Annotated in this window: 23 protein-coding genes; 18 read left to right on the forward strand and 5 right to left on the reverse strand. The window is 46.6% G+C overall.

The window, feature by feature from the left end:
• The first annotated feature begins 494 nt into the window (after positions 1-494).
• The 3 genes from HA49_RS12465 (at position 495) to HA49_RS21825 (ending at position 2,440) form a co-directional block, all read left to right on the forward strand.
• Positions 495-1,598, forward strand: coding sequence for a sugar phosphate isomerase/epimerase family protein (locus HA49_RS12465; RefSeq protein ID WP_038017917.1), 1,104 nt, complete (start codon positions 495-497; stop codon positions 1,596-1,598).
• A gap of 100 nt (positions 1,599-1,698) precedes the next feature.
• Positions 1,699-2,091, forward strand: coding sequence for a GntR family transcriptional regulator (locus HA49_RS21820; RefSeq protein ID WP_245610199.1), 393 nt, complete (start codon positions 1,699-1,701; stop codon positions 2,089-2,091).
• Positions 2,092-2,104: 13 nt separating this feature from the next.
• Positions 2,105-2,440 (forward strand): FCD domain-containing protein, encoded by a 336-nt coding sequence (locus HA49_RS21825; protein ID WP_245610212.1) that lies wholly within the window; start codon positions 2,105-2,107, stop codon positions 2,438-2,440.
• A 187-nt stretch (positions 2,441-2,627) separates the two neighbouring features.
• Here the strand turns inward: HA49_RS21825 and HA49_RS12475 are convergent, their stop codons facing one another.
• A complete protein-coding gene (locus tag HA49_RS12475) occupies positions 2,628-3,527 on the reverse strand; it encodes a LysR family transcriptional regulator (protein ID WP_038017923.1) in 900 nt (299 codons plus the stop codon).
• A gap of 229 nt (positions 3,528-3,756) precedes the next feature.
• Here HA49_RS12475 and HA49_RS12480 point away from each other — a divergent pair, with 229 nt between their 5' ends.
• The 3 genes from HA49_RS12480 (at position 3,757) to HA49_RS12490 (ending at position 5,688) form a co-directional block, all read left to right on the forward strand.
• Positions 3,757-4,278, forward strand: a complete 522-nt coding sequence (locus HA49_RS12480) for an SRPBCC family protein (protein WP_038019293.1) — start codon at positions 3,757-3,759, stop codon at positions 4,276-4,278.
• Between the two features lie 173 nt (positions 4,279-4,451).
• On the forward strand, positions 4,452-4,949 hold the full coding sequence (locus HA49_RS12485; RefSeq protein ID WP_038019295.1) for a MarR family winged helix-turn-helix transcriptional regulator: 498 nt from the start codon (positions 4,452-4,454) through the stop codon (positions 4,947-4,949).
• The gene (locus HA49_RS12490; protein ID WP_038017926.1) at positions 4,930-5,688 is read left to right on the forward strand and encodes a class I SAM-dependent methyltransferase; all 759 of its coding nucleotides are present in this window, start codon (positions 4,930-4,932) and stop codon (positions 5,686-5,688) included. The genes HA49_RS12485 and HA49_RS12490 overlap by 20 nt, the downstream gene beginning before the upstream one ends.
• Positions 5,689-5,797: 109 nt before the next feature.
• On the opposite strand, the gene HA49_RS12495 is transcribed toward HA49_RS12490, so the two are convergent.
• The gene (locus HA49_RS12495; RefSeq protein ID WP_046791815.1) at positions 5,798-6,991 is read right to left on the reverse strand and encodes an MFS transporter; all 1,194 of its coding nucleotides are present in this window, start codon (positions 6,989-6,991) and stop codon (positions 5,798-5,800) included.
• Between the two features lie 884 nt (positions 6,992-7,875).
• Between HA49_RS12495 and HA49_RS12505 the strand changes: the two genes are divergently transcribed.
• From HA49_RS12505 to HA49_RS12560, 12 genes are all read left to right on the forward strand, one after another.
• Positions 7,876-8,205: a cupin domain-containing protein gene (locus tag HA49_RS12505; protein WP_046791816.1), complete on the forward strand. Its 330-nt coding sequence runs from the start codon at positions 7,876-7,878 to the stop codon at positions 8,203-8,205.
• Positions 8,205-8,981, forward strand: a complete 777-nt coding sequence (locus tag HA49_RS12510; protein WP_038017934.1) for a glycosyltransferase family 2 protein — start codon at positions 8,205-8,207, stop codon at positions 8,979-8,981. Before HA49_RS12505 ends, HA49_RS12510 begins: the two co-directional genes overlap by 1 nt.
• Before the next feature lies 1 nt (position 8,982).
• The gene (locus tag HA49_RS12515; protein WP_038017936.1) at positions 8,983-10,731 is read left to right on the forward strand and encodes a hypothetical protein; all 1,749 of its coding nucleotides are present in this window, start codon (positions 8,983-8,985) and stop codon (positions 10,729-10,731) included.
• A complete protein-coding gene (locus HA49_RS12520; protein ID WP_046791817.1) occupies positions 10,731-11,228 on the forward strand; it encodes a hypothetical protein in 498 nt (165 codons plus the stop codon). Before HA49_RS12515 ends, HA49_RS12520 begins: the two co-directional genes overlap by 1 nt.
• A 2-nt stretch (positions 11,229-11,230) precedes the next feature.
• Positions 11,231-12,244, forward strand: coding sequence for a WavE lipopolysaccharide synthesis family protein (locus tag HA49_RS12525; RefSeq protein ID WP_038017939.1), 1,014 nt, complete (start codon positions 11,231-11,233; stop codon positions 12,242-12,244).
• A 39-nt stretch (positions 12,245-12,283) separates the two neighbouring features.
• The gene (locus HA49_RS12530) at positions 12,284-12,922 is read left to right on the forward strand and encodes a PI-PLC domain-containing protein (RefSeq protein WP_038017942.1); all 639 of its coding nucleotides are present in this window, start codon (positions 12,284-12,286) and stop codon (positions 12,920-12,922) included.
• Positions 12,912-13,550, forward strand: a complete 639-nt coding sequence (locus HA49_RS12535) for an HAD family hydrolase (RefSeq protein ID WP_038017945.1) — start codon at positions 12,912-12,914, stop codon at positions 13,548-13,550. Before HA49_RS12530 ends, HA49_RS12535 begins: the two co-directional genes overlap by 11 nt.
• A complete protein-coding gene (locus tag HA49_RS12540; protein WP_052752489.1) occupies positions 13,547-14,611 on the forward strand; it encodes a sugar phosphate nucleotidyltransferase in 1,065 nt (354 codons plus the stop codon). The genes HA49_RS12535 and HA49_RS12540 overlap by 4 nt, the downstream gene beginning before the upstream one ends.
• Before the next feature lie 84 nt (positions 14,612-14,695).
• A complete protein-coding gene (locus tag HA49_RS12545; RefSeq protein ID WP_038017948.1) occupies positions 14,696-16,714 on the forward strand; it encodes an autotransporter domain-containing protein in 2,019 nt (672 codons plus the stop codon).
• Positions 16,715-16,832: 118 nt separating this feature from the next.
• Positions 16,833-17,270: an acyltransferase family protein gene (locus HA49_RS12550; protein ID WP_038017951.1), complete on the forward strand. Its 438-nt coding sequence runs from the start codon at positions 16,833-16,835 to the stop codon at positions 17,268-17,270.
• A gap of 78 nt (positions 17,271-17,348) precedes the next feature.
• Positions 17,349-17,927 carry an acyltransferase family protein gene (locus tag HA49_RS12555; RefSeq protein WP_052752490.1) on the forward strand — a complete coding sequence of 193 codons (579 nt, stop codon included), beginning with the start codon at positions 17,349-17,351 and terminating at the stop codon, positions 17,925-17,927.
• Between the two features lie 39 nt (positions 17,928-17,966).
• Positions 17,967-18,245, forward strand: coding sequence for a FaeA/PapI family transcriptional regulator (locus tag HA49_RS12560; RefSeq protein WP_038017954.1), 279 nt, complete (start codon positions 17,967-17,969; stop codon positions 18,243-18,245).
• A 37-nt stretch (positions 18,246-18,282) separates the two neighbouring features.
• Here the strand turns inward: HA49_RS12560 and HA49_RS12565 are convergent, their stop codons facing one another.
• The 3 genes from HA49_RS12565 to HA49_RS12575 all read right to left on the reverse strand — a co-directional run bounded on the left by HA49_RS12565 (position 18,283) and on the right by HA49_RS12575 (position 21,595).
• Positions 18,283-19,593: an MFS transporter gene (locus tag HA49_RS12565; protein ID WP_046791818.1), complete on the reverse strand. Its 1,311-nt coding sequence runs from the start codon at positions 19,591-19,593 to the stop codon at positions 18,283-18,285.
• A gap of 208 nt (positions 19,594-19,801) precedes the next feature.
• A complete protein-coding gene (locus HA49_RS12570; RefSeq protein WP_038017957.1) occupies positions 19,802-20,794 on the reverse strand; it encodes a LacI family DNA-binding transcriptional regulator in 993 nt (330 codons plus the stop codon).
• 192 nt (positions 20,795-20,986) lie between these two features.
• Complete coding sequence (locus HA49_RS12575; protein WP_038017960.1) at positions 20,987-21,595, reverse strand: hypothetical protein; 609 nt, start codon at positions 21,593-21,595, stop codon at positions 20,987-20,989.
• Positions 21,596-21,897 lie beyond the last annotated feature (302 nt).

Raw genomic sequence — 21,897 nt, forward strand, 5'->3', positions numbered from 1 at the left:
GATACGCAACAAAAAATGTAGGCAGAATTTTTTTTAGCAATGACTGTGCCAGGAAAAATGGCTACCACAGAATATTGATTTAAGATTTTGAATTTATTAAAGTTAAATAATTATAATGTACTTTCGAACAAACTTTCGTAACTTTATTCTTATATATTATCTTTATTTATTTGGTTTGTTTGTTTTATATTGGTGCGAATTGGTCCTCATTTTGGTGCATAATCCTCAGGTATTTACTGACACAATGATATCTGATGACAAAGGGTTATTTATTTTTTCATTATTTAACATTGAGTTAGTTGGTATTTGGCGTAAGTGGGGATAACACCCATATGATTATTCAATGGGGTGGGGTTAACTTTCGAAACTATTGTATTAAATATTTAATTATTATTTTTTTCTATTTTTATCATGGTGTTGAGTTGTTTGTTGCTGACAATGGCATAAGGTTTGCAGATAAGAAAAAACTGTGATGAATAGAGAAGGAGTCAGTCATGCGACTGGGTATTGATGGGTTGAAATTGCCTGAAGCAAAGAAACGTGGTCCTCTGGCCAGTTTGGATCATGTTAAAGAATTAGGGTTAGGGGGGATCTTTTTTAGTTCATTACTGGACATGAGTCCGACTCTGGATAGTGGGGAATTGAGGGAAATACGCAGTAAGGCGGATGAGTTGGGACTGTATCTGGAGTCAGGCTTGGGGAAAATCAACCCGTTTTGCAGTGCTGAAGCACCAGAACTACGCGCCGCCGGTAATGGCGATATTATTGCCGGGTTACGCCGGATGATAGAAGCCGGGGCGTCGATTGGTTGCCGTGAACTTTGGGTATCGACTGGAAATTTTAAATCTGAATACCCGGGGCGTCTGGCTGTGGACCGTTTTCGTACGGATGTAAGCTGGGATGAACAATTACAAGCTACATCGAAAGTGCTTGACCTACTGGCTCCGGTAGCCCGGGCGCATGGTGTTCATATGAATATCGAAACCCATGATGAAATTACATCGTTTGAAATATTGCGACTTATTGAAGCCACTGGAGAAGATTGTGTCGGGGTTGTACTGGATACTGCAAATATGTTGCAGCGGGGGGAACATCCGGTACTGGCAGCAAGGCGTCTTGCTCCATGGGTACGTCAGACCCATATCAAAGATGCCTACACAGGCAGAGCCCCTGGAGGTCTCGACTTTCAGCCGAGGCCATGTGGTACAGGTATCGTGGACTTTTCTGCCATTCTGTCAATACTGTCCGAAACTTGTCCGAAAATTAACCTCTCTCTGGAAATTTCTCACTCCTCAGATGACAAACGTAGACAACCGGCACCACGCCAATCTATTCAGATCGATGATCCTCTATGGAGAGCCGGTCATCCTGATTTAACACAGGAAGAATTGAATGCATTTTTTACGATGCTGGATGCCTATGAACAGCGGGTGGCTACAGGAGAGATTGAAGACTGGGAACAGTATGAACGCCGTAATTACGGTTATCCGGAATATCAGATCCAGTCTTATGGTTTTAATGAAGCAATAGGTTTCATCCGGCAATCTGCTGCTCATATCCGGGGCATCTGTAAACAACTGAACATCCGGCTCAGGTAATGGTTACGAATATCGAGCTTAAAATGCTTAGTACAATACCGGGAAGATCAGTTATAACAGGCCTGAGTGCCTATTCAGCAAGATAAATAAGGAATGAAGTATGAAGAAGACGCGTGAACGGTCCGGCAGCGCGTTACCGGTTTCCACCAAAAATACCGATAGTAATACTGAAGATGTGTCTGAGCGGATCCGAATTACGCTTGCCAAAGCGATTGGTGAAGGAGCATTGAAGCCGGGGAGTAAAATACTTGAGGAAGCGATTGCCGAACATTTCGGTGTTAGCCGAACGGTGGTCCGTGGAGCACTGGGCGTGCTGGAAAGTGATCATCTGCTGGAAAGAAAACGCAACCGTGGCACTTTTGTCGCAGAACCTGGCATCGAAGAGGCGAGAAATTTGTTTGAAGCCCGCAGGAAAATTGAGGCTGTTTTACTGGGACTGGCAGCCACACGGCTAAAAAAATGCGGATCTGGCAGTACTGGAAAAACTGGCTGATGAGGAGGAACACATTCATCAGCATGGCGATGAGAAATCTAAAACGGTCCTTTCCGGACGGTTTCATATTGTTCTGGCCGGCTTGGCGAACAACCCGGTACTGACCGAGATGCTGGAAAAAATCGTTGCCAGACTTTCTTTGGTAATGTCGTTATATGAAGATCATCATCAGAATGATTGCGGTGCCGATCACCACCGACAGATCGTTAATGCGTTAAAGAATAAGGATGTTTCCGAGGCACAACGTCTGATGGATCATCATCTTGCAGATATCGAAGCCAGGGTGAGACTGACAGAAAATCAGGGAGATCGTCACTCATTTATGTCAGTACTCGAAAATTTCTCCTGATCCCCGTCTTATCCACAAAGATCTCCGCAAAAAGGGTCTGTACAGGGCCCTTTTGCCGGATCTGGTACAGATAGACAGTGAGTGTTTCTTAAATAGTACGATACGCGTCAGCCACAGAAGAATCCGCAGTAAAATAATCCCACCGGCAATAGCCCGTTGTGCAGCATAGCGTTAGTATCTGACGGTTTCAGGTGGCGATTGCAAACAAAAATTCCCGCAACCAACGATGAGCGGCATTGCGATCTGTGCGGTCATGCCAGACCACCAGTTTGGTAAAGCCTTTAACTGTCAGTGGTGGTGGTAATACTTTCAGGCCTGGCAGATTCAGCGTTAGCCGGCGTGGAACCACACTGATCAGGTTACTGACGCGTAAAATTTCCGGCAGCACCAGAAAATTACATACCGACAGGGTAACCCGCCGGGAACGACCCAGAGCGTCCAGGGCCTCGTCAGTCACACCACGGAAATTTCCCCCGTTATACGACACCAGAGCATGATCTTCAGCGCAAAATGCATCCAGCGTCAGGGCGTTCGGTTGTGCCAGCGGGTGTTGTTCACGCATTAAACAGACATAGTCTTCGTGGTACAGAGAGCGGGCATGCAGATCCGGGGGAGCACTATCAGGGGTGACCAGCGCAATATCAATATCCCCGCGCTCGAACTGAGCATGTAGCTGTTCATTATTCACCGGCAGCACCGCAACACGGATCCCTGGTGCCTGTAACTGCAGTGCCGCCATAAACGGAACAATCACCGCCCGCAGGGCGTAATCAGTGGCCGCTATTTTTAACGTCATTTCTGCAGTGGCAGGGGCAAAGGCTTTCGGTTGTAACAGTTCGCTGACTTCCGCCAGAATCGCTTTTACCGGCTGAGCCAGCTCAAGGGCGCGCAAGGTTGGAATAATTCCACGCTGGCTGCGGGTAAATAACGGGTCATCAAAACACTCACGTAACCGTGTCAGCATGCCACTGACCGCCGGTTGTGTCAGAGACAATCGTTCAGCGGCACGGGTCACACTGCGCTCATCCAGCAGCGCATCCAGTGTTTTCAGTAAATTAAGATCAAGGGTACGAATATCAGCTTTCATAGCTCTCTGGAATGACAGGAAACTGAGAATACAGCGGTTATCAAAGCACGTGGCGGAGGATTTAGCCAGTCGCCGGCCATTAAATCGCAATCTGCACCGGGCTCAGATATCACTCAGGATGATATCTGAAATAAAGAATGGTGATTGGTCTTATTTCTTCGGTCGCCGGATAATTCCACTGTTCGCTACCAGTATGCGTAGCTTTTTATGATGGAGACCGACGATGAAAATGAATGCAATTCACTGGCCGGAAGGTTTCATGCCTGGTTTTTCTGATAATTACTGTTCGAATGAAGTGATTGTGGCGGGTCTGACGACGGAAGATATCTGGCCATTACTCACTACCCCGGCGCGCTGGCCTGAGTACTACAAAAACTCGGCGAATACCCGCTTCTATGACAACAAAGGCCCGGAACTGGAGCAGGACGTCCGTTTTTACTTCGAAACGTTCGGTTTCCCGGTGGAATCTAAAGTGACCGAATATGTGGCGCCAGCGCCAGGTGAAGCTGCCCGTGTTTCATGGCATGGCTGGGCGGGTGAAGAAGGTACTGATGAACGTCTGGACGTACTGCATGCCTGGCTGGTGGAAGATCTGCCGGATAACCGGGTACGTATCCTTACCCAGGAAACACAAAATGGTAAGCCGGCCGTTGAACTGGCGAATACTAAACCTGACCCGATGATTAATGGTCATCAGGACTGGCTGAAGGGCCTGGTGGCTGCCGCTAAAGCGGCAAAAACCATGAAGTAATCAGATCCACTGACTGAGCCACTCCAGGGCCTGTTGTGCCCTGGAACAAAGTCCCGCAGGATTCACGGTCTCCCTGAGAAACGAAATTGTGTGGTATGAAAAAACGTCATGGACTATTGCTATAAAAATACATTAGCACTAATGTATTTTGCATCATCAGCGAGGAGCAGTGTATGAAAATCAAACCCGGCCTGGGAGAGTTACTCCGATATCTGGCTGAATTAGTGGATAAAGGTTCTGAAGAAACTTACCGGAATATGAATATCCGCTATCGGCCACGGTTCACGCCTGTCCTGCGGGCTATGCATGAAGGAGCCGTGACTATTCAGGACGTCACAGCAGCTACCCGTCTGACTCAGGGAGCTGTCAGTCAGTCGGTAGCTCTGATGGAGCAGGAGGGGATTGTGAGCCGCCAGCAACTCAGTGATGGCCGAAGTTCAGCACTCACCCTGACGCCAGAGGGGGAAGCGCTGACCAGAAGATTACTCAGTCACTGGGAAGCTATTTTCGGTGCGATAGCCACGCTGGAACAGGATGCAGGGTGGCCGGTGATGCGTTCTCTGGAAACACTGATCCATTGCCTGGAAACCCGGGGTTTTCAGGAAAGAATCGCACTTGCCAGTGCGTCATCGTCAGTCATAGGAGAACAACATGCCATCAACCGTAAGTGATCGTAACTGGTTCAGTGCCGGTGGCAGTGATTATGCACAATACCGTCCCCGTTATCCTGCAGAACTGGCGGCTTTTCTGGCGTCTCTGGCACCGGACAGGCAGTCTGCACTGGATGTCGGCTGTGGTAATGGACAACTCACCTGTCTGCTGGCCGACTATTTTGAGTCGGTCACCGGCACTGATCCCAGTGAGACGCAGATTCACAGTGCTGTCCCGCATAAGCGGGTGACTTACCACTGTGCGGCAGCTGAAACTCTGCCACAGGACGCTAAACAGTACAGCCTGATTACGGCCGCCCAGGCCGCCCACTGGTTTAAGCTGGAACAGTTTTACCGGGAAGTGAAACGAGTCGCGGTCCCGGAGGCCGTGATTGCGCTGATAAGCTACGGTGTATTACAGCTGGAACCCTCGTTAAATGAACGGTTTCTGCGTTTCTATCAGGATGAAATCGGTCCTTACTGGCCGCCGGAAAGACAGTTGGTGGATAACGGCTACCGCGACATCTACTTCCCGTTTAGTGAGCTCCCCACCCCGACGTTGCGCATCAGCTATCAGTGGACCCTGCAACAACTGCTGGGATATATCTCCACCTGGTCTGCGGTGACCCGGGCATGCGAAGCGGGGAAAACTACGGTTTTACAGCAATTTAGCCGGGATATTGAGGTGTTATGGGGCGACCCGCAAACACTGCGGCCAGTCAGTTGGCCAGTGATTATCCGGGCCGGAAAAGTGGCTTGATCTCAGGCTTAGCCGGGCGGTTCTGCCGCCTGCGAATAGCTAACAATGTCATGCAACAAAGGGACTATCCGCAGAGGCTTTTGGCGGCCAAGGCAATAAGGTCAAAACCTTAGGGGGAGGGTTTCGGTAGATGGCTGGCTGCAGAGGTACAGAAAAAAGCCAGCGTTACCATCAGCAGAACCGGTAGCATCGCCATTTTCAGGCCGGCATGCTGACCTATCATTCCCAGCAACGGCGGTCCGGCCAGGAAAGCGACATAACCCACAGTCGCGGCAATGGTGACACGAATATTACTGTTGTTGCCTTCCCCGGCGGCTGACAGGGTTAGCGGAAATCCAAGTGATGCACCGATTCCCCATAACAGTACGGCGACCGCAGCCAGCCACTGGCTGGCAGAGAAAACGATTAACAGCAGGCCGGCAATGGCTGACAGAGCACTGAATCTCAGCATTAATACGCGGCCGAAACGTCGAACAAAGCTGCCACCAATAAAGCGGCCCAGAGTCATGCCAGCAGTAAAGCCGACATAGACCAACACTCCACTGGAGTGACTGAAATGATATGCATCGGTCATCAGAAGGGGCACCCAGTCATTGGCGGCACCTTCAGCCAGCGCCATGGCCAGGATGACCACGCTCAGCAAAAGCAGGCGCTTGTCACGCAGTGCACTGACAACCTGCGTCAGATAGCTGTCATGATGTGTATTACTGATGATTTCCTGTTCACTGTGCCAGCCGAGCCGCTTTATCAGCGGTAATACACATAAGCCTGCCAGTACGAAAATCAGGGTGAAATGCCATTCAGGAGCAAGTTGCAGGTGAGTCAACAACATTCCGGCTAACGCTCCGGCGAGAGTACCGCAACTGAAAAAACCGTGAAGAATCGTCATTATTGGTTTTTTTTGCTGTCGCTCAAATGCTGATGCTTCGATATTGATACAGATATCAGCGATTCCTGTACCAAAGCCAAACAACGCCAGTGCAGAGAACGCCAGTATCACACTCTGCAGATTCAGACTTAACGCTAATACCAGCAATCCGCTCAGCAGCAGAAAATATCCGCCAGTCATCACCGGGCGGATACCAAAATGGTTAATCAGCTTACCCGCAAGCAAAATTCCTGCCATCGAACCGCAGGAAAAGCCGAACAGGATCATGCCCATCGCTTCAACTGAAGCCTGTAAAATATCCCGCATCGCGGGTGTCCGGCTGACCCAGCTTGACCAGCTGATCCCCGGTAAAAACATTAATGCAAATAATGAAGTCTGTTGAGTCAGTGCGGTTTGTCTTTGATTGTTGCTCATGCTGTTCCTGAAAATAAACGATCCCTGGCTCTCAGATTAAAAAAACCGGACAGGGAGTTCCGGGAGATCACCGATCACGAGTCACAATTTTGCGTAAAACATGATGAAGTACAAGTGAATATTCTGATGACAGCCGTTCAGCGCTGTGTTGTGGTCGGAGCACAGGGGGAAGCCGCTATCGGCTGGTGAGGATATAACATTTTATTATCTGATGACCGTAGATTCATGGTAGCGGCCCCCACTCCCCGGACAAGGAAAAAACTCAGATATCAACTCCGGAATAATTAAAGATCTTTATGCCAGCAAGCCGGAACCTTATATTGCATCTGACCGACAGAATAAATGACCGGAGCCGGTCAGAGGTCTCTCACTTCCCCTGTGTCTGATTTTGGTCTGCAGATTAAAAACTGCCAGTTATTAGCAATGAAATTAACCGGTAATTTAATTTTCTATAAGTGTAACTAGGAATATTTCATTATTAGTGATTAGAGGAAGTTAATATTTTATGGTATTTAAAAATTGTCGAATTTATGGAGATAGGGAGGTTTTGTAATGAATAGCTGGTTTAATTAAATCCTGTCATTAAATTATCGATTATTTAAATAAACGATCTTTTATTTTAAGTTAAAAAAATAGTAGTGATTAACTCTTGCATTATTGGAGTATTTGAAGCTTGATATCGTAATATGTCTTTTTGTTAGTGTTTTATGCTGTTATGTGGGTTTTACTTAGCATTAAAAAGGAAATAGACTGAATCTAAACCTGAGCTATATCTGAAATATTCTTATTTTCAAGTGATGGGTTTTATTTTTAGCGGCTAATAAAGTTATTTTTAGCTGCCTCCCGGGCATGCTGATAAGGAATATCCTGATACCGGTAAAACTATGAAAAAAGAAAGTATAGAGAAGATGATCCGTGGCTGGTTTATTGGCCCATTTTATCCCGCAGTGTTTCAGACTGACCAGGTGGAAGTTGCGGTGAAGCATTATTCTGCAGGTGATTACGAGGCTGCTCATTATCATAAAGTTGCCACCGAAATCACAATGGTAATTTCAGGTCGGGTGAGAATGACCGCCGGGAATTTTATATCCGGAGATATCATTACTATTGAGCCGGGAGAAGTGACAGATTTTTTTGCTGAAGAAGATACGACAACAGTCGTGGTTAAATTACCGGCTGCAAATGCAGATAAATATCCAGCGGGAGAGAAATAATGATTAATATTGTTATTCCTATGGCTGGGCGAGGTAGCCGTTTCTCTGCAGCCGGTTACAGCGACCCTAAACCCTTAATAATGTTGAATGACAAAAGAATGATTGAGGTAGTGGTTAATAATCTTCGTCCGGTGACAGCACACCGGTTTATTTTTATCTGTCAGTCATCTCATGTCAGAGAATATAAGCTGGAGCAGATACTTCAGCATATTGCTCCGGGAGCGATTATTGTCCCTGTAGAAGGTATTACAGAAGGTGCTGCCTGTACGGTATTGGCGGCAAAAGCATTGATAGATAACGCTCAGCCGCTGATGATCGCGAATTCAGATCAGTGGGTGGATACCAATATCAATCATTATTTGCAACAGATGGAAGACCGTTCGCTGAATGGGTTGATAATGACGATGACCGCCAGTGACCCTAAATGGTCATATGCCTGCTGCGATATTGACGGAAATGTAGTTTCGGTGACAGAAAAACAGGTGGTTTCTGATCAGGCAACGGTTGGTATTTATAACTACCGGTATGGTAGTGATTTTTGTCGGTTTGCAGAACAGATGATCAGAAATGACGACCGTAGTCAGGGGGAATTCTACGTGGCTCCGGTCTACAACTATATGTTGGCTGCAGGCCGTGGTCCTCTGGGGGTGGTCAATATTGGCAGCGAGATGAAGGGCATGTACGGGCTGGGTACCCCGGCAGACCTGCAGGCATTTTGTCGTCTGCCGGTTTATCACCAGGCCATTAACTTCGGAACGGCAGGTGGATCACACTAGCATGAGAATTATTCGCTACAAGCATGACAAGAGACTCAATATTCGAACGATGGAGCGAAGCTACAGTGCAAAACTGGCTCTGACGGAGAATGCCGAAGCACTGACAATCATCAGTTTTTCGGCCTGTCACGATTGTCCTACGGATAAAGAGGCTGTGGTCAATGGCAGTTCCCGCTTTATGTTACCGGATGTAGAGCATGTTGCGCTGATTAATGTACAGAATGATTCGGCTCTGTATGCTCACCTGCTCTGGGATATCACCCATCAGATGCCGGTGGGATGCCGACTTTACATCAAAGAGCAGATTCCCTGTGAAACTCTGCTGGAGCGCGATTATTATGCTAAGGCATTCAGTGAAATGGCCCCTGCGGAAGGGTTCAGAGTTTACGGTAAACATCAACCCCTGGCAGCAGAGCAGGACAGGGGACTTGAGCAGTGGAGTTTCTGTATCCCGGTCGGGCCGGAAGATCCGGTATTTCTCAACGCCTGTGTTGAACGTATTCTGCAACTAAATTTGCCTGAGTACGAAATCATACTCTGTGGTAACCCACATCCGGAATTTTTGTATTTTGACCGGGTGCGGATTGTAGGCCAGGAGATAACTGCGCCTCCGGTACATATTACCCGAAAGAAAAATGTACTGGCAAAGGCAGCCCGGTTCGCCAATCTGTGTATTATTCATGACAGGGTAATGTTGCCGTTAAATTTCTATGATGCGGTGTGCCGTTTCGGCGACTATTATCCGTTTTGTGGCTTTCAGTCATTCTATTTTGCAGATAAATACAATGTGTTGCCGAGGAAATACTCTGATTTCAATACGATAGAACAGGACCTGTCCCGTGAACTGGATATTCATGCTGTAACCAGACAGGACACCGCACTGATCAGTAAGCTTTTCTACTGTTATCAGCATCCGGCGAGGAGTCAGTATGGCCATGACTATCTGACCGGCAGTCTTAGCCTGTGCAAAAAGTCAGTCTGGCGGCATTGTCCTCAGAATGAACAATTGTTCTGGAATGACTATGAGGATATTGAACAGGGAATCCGGGCCAGTCATTATGGAATCCCTACGGTGATTAATCCGTTGGCCATTACACAAAGTATGAATGCCCGGTCAGTGATCCATTATTACGGCTATGTCGCGGTAAAAGATTATCAGGGCAGGGACAGAATGAGCCGTTGCCTGTTGGAGATGGTGCCATTTTTACCGAAGAAACCGCTGTTCAGAATCACCGCAGAACAGGCCCGTGAACGTATTTATCAGTTTGCCGGAAAATATGGGGCCAGTGGTCAGTTGCTGCAGACTATCTCCTCGGCGGGGATGAGCGGTTTGTCCCGTTTTATGCTGATTAAAAAAGTCATCAAAGAAATTACCGTGAAACTCTCGCAAACCCGTGAGTTTATCAATGATTTCAGTCGGCTGATTCTTTGCGAGGAAATTGCACCCAATGAGCTGATTCAGTTGCTACGGGTAATGAACTCCTCCGCCAGTCCGGCGACTAAAAAAAGTGCCCTGATCGGCAGTTTTATTCTTAATAACCAGTTATCACACTCCTGGTTCTGTTCGCCATTTTACAAAAGTAATAATGACTGGTTTATCAGAGAAAATGTATTCAGCAAACTTAGTTTATGGTTCTCTGCCTGTTATCTGAAATATCTGTATAAAGGGGCCTATTTTCCGATGCCGGTAAGAGAGGTAGTGACCTTGTTGCATAACAGTACGCCTTACAGAAAATTACCGGAGAAATAATGGAGTTAAAGGTTGAAGGTGTCAGTGAAGAAGAGTATGGGTTATGGATGAATGGCAGTAAGCAAACCCGGATTCCGGCCATTAATAAACAACAGTCTCAGGTGTTGTTATTAGGCTTTGACATGGAGAAGGTCAAAAACTTCGCTATCAATCTACAATGCACCACCTATGCTATTTTTGTCAAAGTGAATAATGATAAGGAATATGATACTTACCGTGAACATCTGATTACTCTTATCAAGATGCTGGTGCTTGATGATTCGACACCGGACCGTCATGTCATGGTTTTTATTGTCTCAGCGAAACATGAGGATTATAAAAACGAGTTATGGTCATTTTTTAATATGAGCACCCGCTATCTTCGGGTTCAGCATTTTGGTGAGTATAGGGCGTTACTCAATAATCTGGTGATGATATTTCCGGGAGTGACTATAACAGAACGCTATAAAAGGGCAGTGAAATTGCTCAGAAAAAAAATAAACTCACTCAGGGCATAGTCATGGAAAATATCAGTATCATTTTTCAGGGGCGGGTGTTGGAAGAGGGCAAAATTTGCAGTCGCGTAATGACTAATATTGCCACCACCAGGCGCCAGTTTCCAGACGATGAAATCATATTATCCACCTGGAATCTGAACCCAAAAATACGTGAGGAACTATTGGGTCAACTGCAACCCTTAAAGGTACGTCTGGTGGAAAGTCAGGATCCCGGGCCGCTTGTCTACCAGCAAAAAAACGCCCGCTGGATAACGAATGTTAACCGGATGATTGTTTCTTCCCGGCAAGGTATCCGCCAGGCCAGATACGAGCTGGTGATAAAACTGCGTACAGACTCACTGCTATACCAGTCTGATATCAGGGATATTTTATTACGCCGGCAGGAAGATGAACGAAATTTCCCAAGAGATCCGGAGTATGCATTATTTCGACAACGGGTAATTAACGGTAATGTTTTTGCGCGAAATGCCAGAGGACATATGCCCTATTTATTTCATCCGGGGGATATTTTTCTGGCCGGAAACCGCGAGGACCTGCTGGACTTGTTCGAAATTCCACTCGCTGACAGCAGTGTATTTGAAGTTTGTTTCTGTTTTTCAATATTTTCGTTAATGCGTTATGTGCCGGAACAATACCTCTGGGTCAGATATATAGAAAAAATAAAGGGCAGGATAGAATTTCCGGGTAATGCAGTATTTACAGAAACACTCAGGGAACGGTCAGAAAAGTATTACGTAAGTAACTTTATACCCTATTCCAGTGAACAACTTGGATTCCGATGGAGTAAGCATCAGCGGGTGTATAAAAATAAAGGGCTTTCCAGTGTTTACCGGCTGGAAGACTGGCGCAATCTCCAACGGAGCCACCTGCCTTCGCGTAAAAACCGGGACATATTTTATAAGGTTCGCACGGTTAAGGTTTTTATCCTGCGGCTACTGTTATGGGTAAAGTTTTTGCCGTTACATTTCGCGTTCGTCCGTGCTATCGCAATCCGGGTCTATGGACGACGCTGTTAGCTGCCGGCAGATCAACAAGGAACGTTTTTCGGAGGGTATATGCAGATTTTATCGCACCGGGGGCTGTGGCGAACCCCGTCAGAAAAAAACAGTATTGTTGCGTTCAGCCGTTCATTCAGTCAGGGATTTGGCTGTGAAACTGACATTCGTGATTTTAACGGACAACTGGTGATTTCTCATGATATTCCGCAACAGAGTTGTCTTTTGCTTTGCGATTTTCTGCAACTGCATGCCCGTATTAACAGTCAGTTACCCTTAGCGTTAAATATTAAATCTGATGGTCTGGCGGGGGAGATCAGGCAACTACTCAGGTTTTTCAAAACAGAAAATTACTTTTGTTTTGATATGTCAGTTCCGGATATGCAGGACTATCTGGCCACAGGGCTACAGGTTTATGCACGTATCAGTGAATTTGAAACAGAAAGCGCGTTGCATAGCAAAGTGCAGGGGATCTGGCTGGATAGTTTCTTATCTGAGCAGTGTGACCTGCTGCAGCTTCAAAAATTTCTGCAGCTCGGATTACCGGTCTGTTGTGTTTCACCTGAACTGCATCGCAGGCAGAACGATATTTACTGGCAGCAGCTCTTGCGTTTTACGGCGGGATTTCCTTCGACAGAGCAGTTGATGCTATGCACGGATCAACCCGAAGAGGCCAGGGAGGCCTGGAATGAGCAATAAAATTCAGGCAATTATCTTTGACATGGATGGGGTGCTGATTGATGCCAGAGACTGGCATTATGACGCGTTAAATCAGGCGCTGGCGTTGTTCGGCATAGAGATTGCCAGACACGAGCATTTGTCAAAATTCGATGGCTTGCCGACGCGTGACAAACTTTCCATTCTGAGTGAGGAAAAAGGACTTCCCCCTGCACTGCATGGGTTTATTAATCAACTTAAGCAGAAATATACGCTGGATATTGTCTGCCGTCACTGCCGGCCAGTATTTCACCATGAATTTGCCTTGTCCCGGTTACGTTATGAAGGCTACCGACTGGCAGTTGCGTCTAATTCTATTCGTGACAGCATCGGGATGATGTTAAGCAGGGCCTGTCTGCTGGATAACTTCGAGTTTTTTCTGTCGAACCAGGATGTCACCCGGGGTAAACCTGCGCCCGAAATCTATCAGAAAGCTATCGCCCGTCTCGGGTTGTTACCGCATCAGTGCCTGGTCGTCGAGGATAACGAAAATGGTATCAGGGCAGCGACGGCGAGTGGTGCTTATGTGATGAAAGTGGCGGGCGTCAGTGAGGTGAACTACGGCAATATCAAAAATTATATTCGTACTATTGAGGGCCATTCCCAATGATGACCATTATTACGTCGCTGGGCGGTAATACATTATATGAAATGACTCCGGAGTTTTCGTATCCGAAAATACTCAATGAGATCGATAAAAAAACATTGTTCGAATATTCGCAGGAGATCGTTGCCAGCCTGTCTGACACTACAAAACGAATTTTTCTACTGCCAGAACGAAGGGATAAGCAGTTTCAGCTGTCACCGATGATTTCGGTGGTGAGTCAGGGGGAAGGTAAAATCCTTTATTTACAGGGCGATACCGGTGGTGCTGCCTGCAGTTGTTTGCTGGCTGTCGACGATATTGATGCTGAAGATGAGTTGATTATCATCTCAGCCGATCAATATATTGACGCTAACATTCAGACAATTATTGAGTATTTTCGTCAACAGCAGGCTGATGCGGGGGTGCTGACCTTCAGGTCTTTACATCCAAAGTGGGCATTTATCAGAAAACAGGAAGATGGCCAGATTATTGAGGTCGCCGAGAAGAAAGCAATCAGTCGGGATGCCATTGCCGGGTTTTATTATTTCAGGAAAGGGAAGTTTTTTACCCGTGCAGCTCAGGACAGTATCCTTAAAGGTTCCCTGGTTAACGGTCAGTATTATCTGTCAGGTTGCCTGAATGAGATGATTTTACAGAATATGAAGATCATCGGCTGGCCATTAGCGGAAGGGAGTTATCATAATTTTTATGATATTCATGCCATTCAGGAATTTTCTTCATTCTGTAGCTCCCGCACTTCACGCCCGGTGGCCAGAAAAGCTTATGTTGTGATGCTCGCCACTCAAACGCTTAAAAATCCGGAGCAGTTGTTCGGGAGCGAAGTCAGATTACAGGAGCATGGTGGACAGTTGTCAGGAATTACAGCAGTGAGCCAGGCATTACACCATTTCCTCTGTTCAGCACAGCACCTTTCAGTGGACGAACAACTGAGCAGTGATGACAACAATAAACATCTTATTTTTTATACCTTGTATTTCCAGGACAGAATACAGCGACTATTGGATGTAATCATTACCGGGAAAGAGGGGGAAATAGTAGAAATTCAGCGATCAGAAGTTATCTGAACTACCTGTATTGATTTTTTATAAAGACATGTCATTAAAAAAAACCAAATCAGAATAAATTTTCAATTTAAATAAGGATATTTAGTGAAAAATTTACTCCATGCGACATTTATTTCGGTGTCACTGGTTATATCATCCCCGGTGATAGCATTCGATAAAGTCTATACATTTGGAGACAGCATCAGTGATGGTGGCTTTGCGGGGCCGATAACCCGATATCTGGCCGGTTATGATAGTAAGTTATATAACGAACTGATCTCTGAGGCTTATACCGGGCAGGAACATTTGCCATATACACAAGGCGGCACTAATTATGCAGAGTCGGGTGCTACGGCCAGTCAGACACCGTTTCTTATCTATAAAACCAGCGAGCAGATCAATCGTTACCTGGCACAGAATGGTCAGCAAGCCGGTAAAGAGGGATTATATATCCTGTGGATTGGCGGTAATGATCTCTCTGTGGATGTGGAGCAGAGCCTGTTGTCATTTAAATTCTCCAAAATTTTTGACAAGGGAGATACCTATCTGCTGTCAAATGCCCCCCGGGATGTCGTTGATCAGACCAGGCAATTACTGGATGCGGGGGCCGGTATGGTGGTGGTCCCTAATCTGCCGAATGCCGGGATGAGTCCCTGGACCGGGACGGCGCTGTTTGGTTTTGCGCAGATGTTTCTGGGCGGCAATCTCTTAGATCTGCCAGGGCTCTATGCTATCCAGGATGAGTATTTACGCTCACTGGGCAGTATCGAAGGTGAAGAGGCACGCCAGACGGCTGTAATTAACTCAGTGGCGAATGTGCTGGAGAGAAAAGGGCTTAAGCTGCCAGTTGACCTCACCACGGCAATACTGCGTGGATTTCTGGACATGGAAAACACGCTGACCCAACAGTTTAATAATGATGTAGAGAAAGGATTAAGTGCATTACAGGGAAATATTGTTCGTGCCGATGTAAATCGTCTTTTTACCGAAATTATTGACTCTCCGAAAACCTATGGTTTCGATAATATTCTGGTACCCATGTGCCAGATTGGTACACCGGCACCCTTCTGCAAAGAAGATAGTCAGGGATTCTATAATGATCAGGTCTATTTATTTTCTGACTGGTTTCACCCAAGCCCAACGGCGCACGCAATGATCGCTGAATATATGATGTCGATCATCGATGCCCCGTTACAGGTCGTCGGATTAAGCGAGGGGATGAATAATATTCAGTCTGACCGTCGTTTATTTCTCGATACACAGTTGCAAAAACAGCGCATGGAATCTTCGGTTCAAAAAGTCACCCTGTTTGGCGGCTACAGTGGCAAATACAGTCGGGTAAAGGAAAATGGCTTACTGAACGGCAGCAACGGTCTGGCGAGTAACGGACATATTGGATTTGCGCTGCAACCGGTCAGGGGAGTGACTGTCGGAGGAATGTTCAGCACGGGTGGCAGTCATTTTAAATCGTCAGATCTGTTTAAATATCAATATACCAGTACTTCGGTGAGTCTGTTCAGCCAAATGGTTTTGAACAATGGGTTGTGGGGAAATATTGATCTCAGCAGCGGTAGCGCCCGGTTTGATCATATTCGACGTGGGATAAAACTCGGGACCGCTATTCGTCAGGAGCAGGGACAGACCGGCGGCCGTTTTAGCGGTATAAGTGTCAATGCCGGTTTTGATATTAAACTGCACCCCAATATCACCACCGGGCCTGTACTGGGTCTCAGCTATGACCGAATGCAGGTTAATGGCTACCATGAAAAAGACAATAACAGTACTTCAATGAAATTCGGTAATCAGAAACAGATCCGGAAAAATATGACGGTGGGATGGAGGTTTGATACCCGTAATTTACCGGTTAACCCGTATCTGCATCTGACTTACCGGCAGGAATCCGGCACAGCTCCCGGCAAAGTCACTGCCTCATTAAGAAGTACAGGTACTCAGTTCTGGCGCGATACCGACCTGACGAAGTCCCGGCAATGGCGTGAGGCAAAACTGGGTATGTACTCTGAGTTAAACGAAAACCTGAGCACTTATGCTGCGGTTTATCTGAGCAACAGTAATGACCACAATACCATGCTCAATTACGCCACCGGCCTTAGCTACTCATTCTGATTCATACCCTCACCACAGGGAACCATGATTTTCTTTAAAACACTTCTCCCCTGGCAGTAAGGGGAGAATCCTGGTGGTTGCTGATTTCGGATAGTGAGTCGTTTACAGAGGTTAATTCATGATCACAGAGCGTCAGAATATCCATATTATCCAGGTTTACCGTGGTCTTGCGGCGTTGGCCGTGATTTTTTATCACTATAGTTGGTTTATTTCACCACTGGAACAAACGCTGCTGAGACGGGGATATCTGGGAGTAGATATCTTCTTTATGGTCAGTGGTTTTTTAGTCTGGATAACAACCCGGCAGTTGCAGGCCGGATGGCAAAGTAGCCTGCGTTATATCGTGAAACGCAGTATACGAATTATCCCTGCCTATGCACTGGTGACCATCGGATATGCGTTGTACTTTGCATTCACTCGCCCGGCAGCAGACCTTATCTGGCAGACGTTGAAATCGCTGGTATTTATTCCCCTTAATGGAGGTAACTCACCCGCTTATGGCTTTCCATTGTTGGAAAATGGCTGGACGCTGAATTATGAGTTTTTTTTTATCTGATGGTCGCGGTCCTGCTATTGGCCGGACGCTACCGCTATGGGTTACTGGTGGGGATAGTTTTTTTTACTGATGTGGTTGATGCCGCGTGAACAACTGCTGATGAGTCAGTCTGTCGATGCACATTTTTACCGGCAATATTTCCTGATGATGAGTGATAGCGTGAATATCGATTTCCTGGCGGGCCTACTGGCTGCCGTGCTGTGGCAGAGAATGTCTGAGCGTGCCGGGATAATCTGGTGGTTAATCATGGTGGGAGCGGTAGTCTATTTTCTGCTGGCAGTGACTTTTTTGTATGCGCCGTTCGGTGATATGGGTAATCCACACACCAGCGTAATGACTCTACCCTGTTTTTTACTGTTTATCAGCGGGCTAAAATTCAGCAAAATAAAACCACGTCAGTATCCCCGATGGTTATTGTTTACCGGCAAAATATCTTACTCGCTTTATTTATTACATATGGCTGTCATCTTTGCGCTGGTCTCACTGGCACAGCATGTTTTTGGAATGCAATATTTCGATGAGTTTTCGCATCGGTTTAATTTACTACTGGTCAGTCTGGGAGTGACCTTTGTTTTATCCTGGTACTGTTATTCTATGATTGAAATAAAATTATCAGTATTTCTGCGGGGTAAATTATTGGCGGTTATGAATTTATAACCAGCACCATTAATCAGAATCTAACGGAAGAGAGTAGTTATGTACAGTGAACGGAAATTACGAACCCTGAAAAAACGTGAAATTCTTCAGGCGTTGACAGAATTATGTAAAGACCTTAATTCTGAAACGCCTTCCGGTAGTACGTTACCGGAACTTGAGTTCTGGCCGAAAACCCGCCAGATTGCAGATCGCTGCGATGCCAGTATTTACGTCACCCGGGCTATATTATTGCAACTCGAGGAGGAGGGGAAAGTTATTAAATCTCCACAGCTTTATTTTAATTCTTTGCGCTGGTTTATAAAGAAAGCACATTCTTAATAACTGTGCCCGACGACGCTGTCGTCGGGCAACAGAACTATTTGGCATTATTGATGCGCGGAGTATAACTTTGCTGCCGTTTTTCTGCCGGACGCAGGTCACACTGTGCTGGCAGGAATGCCGCAATAATCCCGGCAATGGTTAGTGAACCAGCCAGGGCAATCACAGCGGTATTCTGTCCATACAGATAGATAGTTAACCCCACCAGATAAGGGCCACAGAACCCCCCAAGATTACCCAGACCGTTAATCACTCCGCGGGCACTCCCCGCCGCTTCCGGAGGAGCTATACGCCCGGGGATGCTCCAGAACGGGCTGGTGGCTGCTTTCAGGAAGAATCCACAGGCCACCAGTGCCAGATAAGCGGCCACCACATATTCACGTAACAGCACCGAGGCCAGCAGGCAGGCTGCAAAACAGAACAGAGAAATCATTACCCATTGCCGCCGCTTACCGGTTTTATCACTGAAGTAAGAGATGACATAAATTCCCGATAAGGTGGCTATAAAAGGTAAAACTGTCAGCAAGCCGACGTTGCCAATACTGGCCCCGGTCAGATTTCTGATGATAGTTGGCAGCCACAGGGTGTAACCGTAATCACCCGTCTGATAGAAAAAATTCAGGATGACTAACTTCATCAGGCCAGGGTTACGGAACACTTCTTTCAGCGGCGCATGGGTGAGCGGAGGGAGTTTACTGCGTTCCGCCCGGTCTCGTGCCATTTCACGCTGCAAATATTCCCGTTCGGCAGCCGGTAACCAACGGGCATCTTCAGGGCGATCACTGACCATCAGCCACCAGACAGCCAGCACCACCACAGACAGCAGACCCTCGATAATAAATAACCAGCGCCAGTCGAGCAGTGCAATAATCCAACCGGAGATCGGGGCGGTTACCATCCCACCCAGCGGGGCAAACATCATCACAAACGCATTAGCACGTCCCAGTTCTTTTTCAGGGAACCAGTTACTGACCATGGTCAGTACTACCGGTAACATGCCGCCTTCAGACACCCCGAGTGCGAAGCGTAATATCAGCAGCTGATACTGTTGGGTGACAAACCCGGTGGCAACTGAAATGACGGCCCATGCCACCAGTGACCAGGCAATAAAGCGTTTACCACTGCCGCGAACGGCAATATGTCCACCAGGAACCTGTAAAAACAGGTAACCAATGAAAAAAATACCGCTGACCACCCCGGCCATCTGGCTGGACATCAGCAAATCCTGTTCCATACCACCAGGTAGCGCAAAACTGATATTTACCCTGTCCATAAATGACATGATGCAGGCAATCAGGATTGGCACAATAATCCGAAACCAGCGGGTTCCGGGCGGTGTTTTTTGCATGATGAATCCCCTTTATGTCTCGTCGGTTGTCGTAATACAGAGCCCTGAAAGGGCTGTGGCATGACCCGATAATGTGCTTTTCAGGAACTATCAAACGTGTTTTTGGATTGATGATGTGGGATCCGGGTCACGTAAGGAAATGTTAAGAAAGTGTGTTACAAGGTTCGTGAGCCAGGCAGGGATCGGACAACAGCTGAAGCAAGGTAACTCAGAGTGTTTCGCCGACTGAGAGACGGTAATGAAGGTCAATATGAATCTCCGGAGATTGTCCGGCAATCTTCTGTAGCATGATTTCTGCCACTGTTTTGCCTATTTCAAAGCGTGGGGTGATCACGCTCGCCAGTTTTAACGGGGTCACCTGACCAATTTCCAGCCCATGAAAACCAGCAATACTGAGTTGCTGAGGAATTTTCACTCCTGACTGTAAACACTCCTGTAGCACTCCTACCGCCAAATCGTCGTTAGTACACAGGATACCGTCAACTTTTGGATACTGTTGGCGGGCCAGGGTCATCATGCCGTTACCTATGGAGACTGAAGAAATCTTATTCGGGGTAATTTGTCCGGACGGACGACCAGCCTGCTGCATAGCCGCACAATAGCCGGCAAAGCGTTGTTGATCCCGGAGGTCGGACATGGAACCGAAATAGATAATGTTTTGCTTACCCCGACTAAGCAGTAGCCGGGTCATATCAAAGCCAGCTTGCTGGTTATCGAATCCGACACAGATCCGCCCGGGCTGGTACTGATTGCCCATCACTTCTGCGACAGGAATAGCCGCAGCTTTAAGATATTTTTCGGCACGTAGCGTATGTGTTGATTCAGAAAGAATGATGCCTTTTACCTGCATTGCCAGCAGTGCGGCGATTTGTTCCTCTTCCCGCTCAGCATCATAATCGTAACTGACAACAACGGTTTTGAAACTGGTATTGCTGATAACCGATTCAATACCGGCCAGTAGTCCCGGGAATATCTGATTATGAAACGACGGAATTAAAACACCAATACGGGCCGTGGTCTGGCTGGCAATCTGTGCATTATCCTGATCCGGCTGATAACCCAGTTCTTTGATAATCTCCGCAATTCGCTGTGATGTTTCAGCCGTGACTTTTTCTGGTGTCCGCAGATAACGGCTGACCGTCATGGGGGTCACTCCGGCCAGGGAGGCAATATCATGCAGGGTAATACGCTGGTTTTTCATACCGGAGATCCAGATAACCTAAACGGAATAGCTGCAGCAGAATGCCGCCAGCGTGGCAACAGGTTACTGTAAAAATAGCCGGAATGTCACTGAATGAAATCTTAAATTTGCAACGGTCGCTCATCGCCATCGGGAATACAGGGCTACGGCCCGGGACCAACAAAGTCACACTCCCGGGCCATGCCGGCCGGTTCAGGGATTTATCAAACGACCAATTGAACGAAAGAATTGTTTCTGCTCAGTGCCTTTTTTTATGGCTCCTTCCCGGTAGAAGTAGACTTTGCGCAGATTACAGTTAAGGAGTTCTGCAATATTTTTAGTGTTCAGGTTGTACAGATAAGCACGTAACAGAGAAACCTGCTCTTTGTTGAGATTTAGCCGGTTATTAAAGATAACACTATAATTTCTTTTACATTTTTCACTGTTGTTACGGCAAAGTATACGGATGAAAAAACTGAAGTCATCCAGGGATAATCGTTTATCCAGCTCGAAATCGGCGTTTTTGATACTCATAAACTGATGCAGGACTGAAAGCAGGCAAACTTTACATTCGGGTAAACTTTGTTTGATTCTGAAAATATCATTTTCCGGATCTATGACTATCGAACGGGTGGTCAGGGTGTCATAGAAAATGAATTCAAAACTGTCATCAGAGGGATGATTAAGTAGCTCTTCGACAGAAGAGAATTCATGAACGGATATATTGTCAGAAATGTATCTGCATAATGTTTTAATAGCTATACAGGTATAATTACAGGTATCAATAATAGCAATTGACCGAATGACTTCCTTGTTATTCATAGAGCACCACATTTTATTTACAATGTTGATTTGTATGTGAAATCCATTTACCGGTGATATTGGTATTGGTGCACGCGTGAGACACTGGCGGATGATGCCTGTGATGACATCCGACTCACGTGATTATTTGGTAAGCAGAATTTCTCCCCTGGTAATAATAATATCGTTTGATTATGGCAGTTATTTACCCCTCGTTCCAGCAGGCAGGGTTGAATTATCTAAAAATAAGAATATTACAGTTTTGGCAGGTTGTTATGTGGAGCCTTTTGGACGCTAATTTAAAAACTTGAGCCTCAGAATAC

Source organism: Tatumella morbirosei (assembly GCF_000757425.2).
GTDB lineage: Bacteria > Pseudomonadota > Gammaproteobacteria > Enterobacterales > Enterobacteriaceae > Tatumella > Tatumella morbirosei.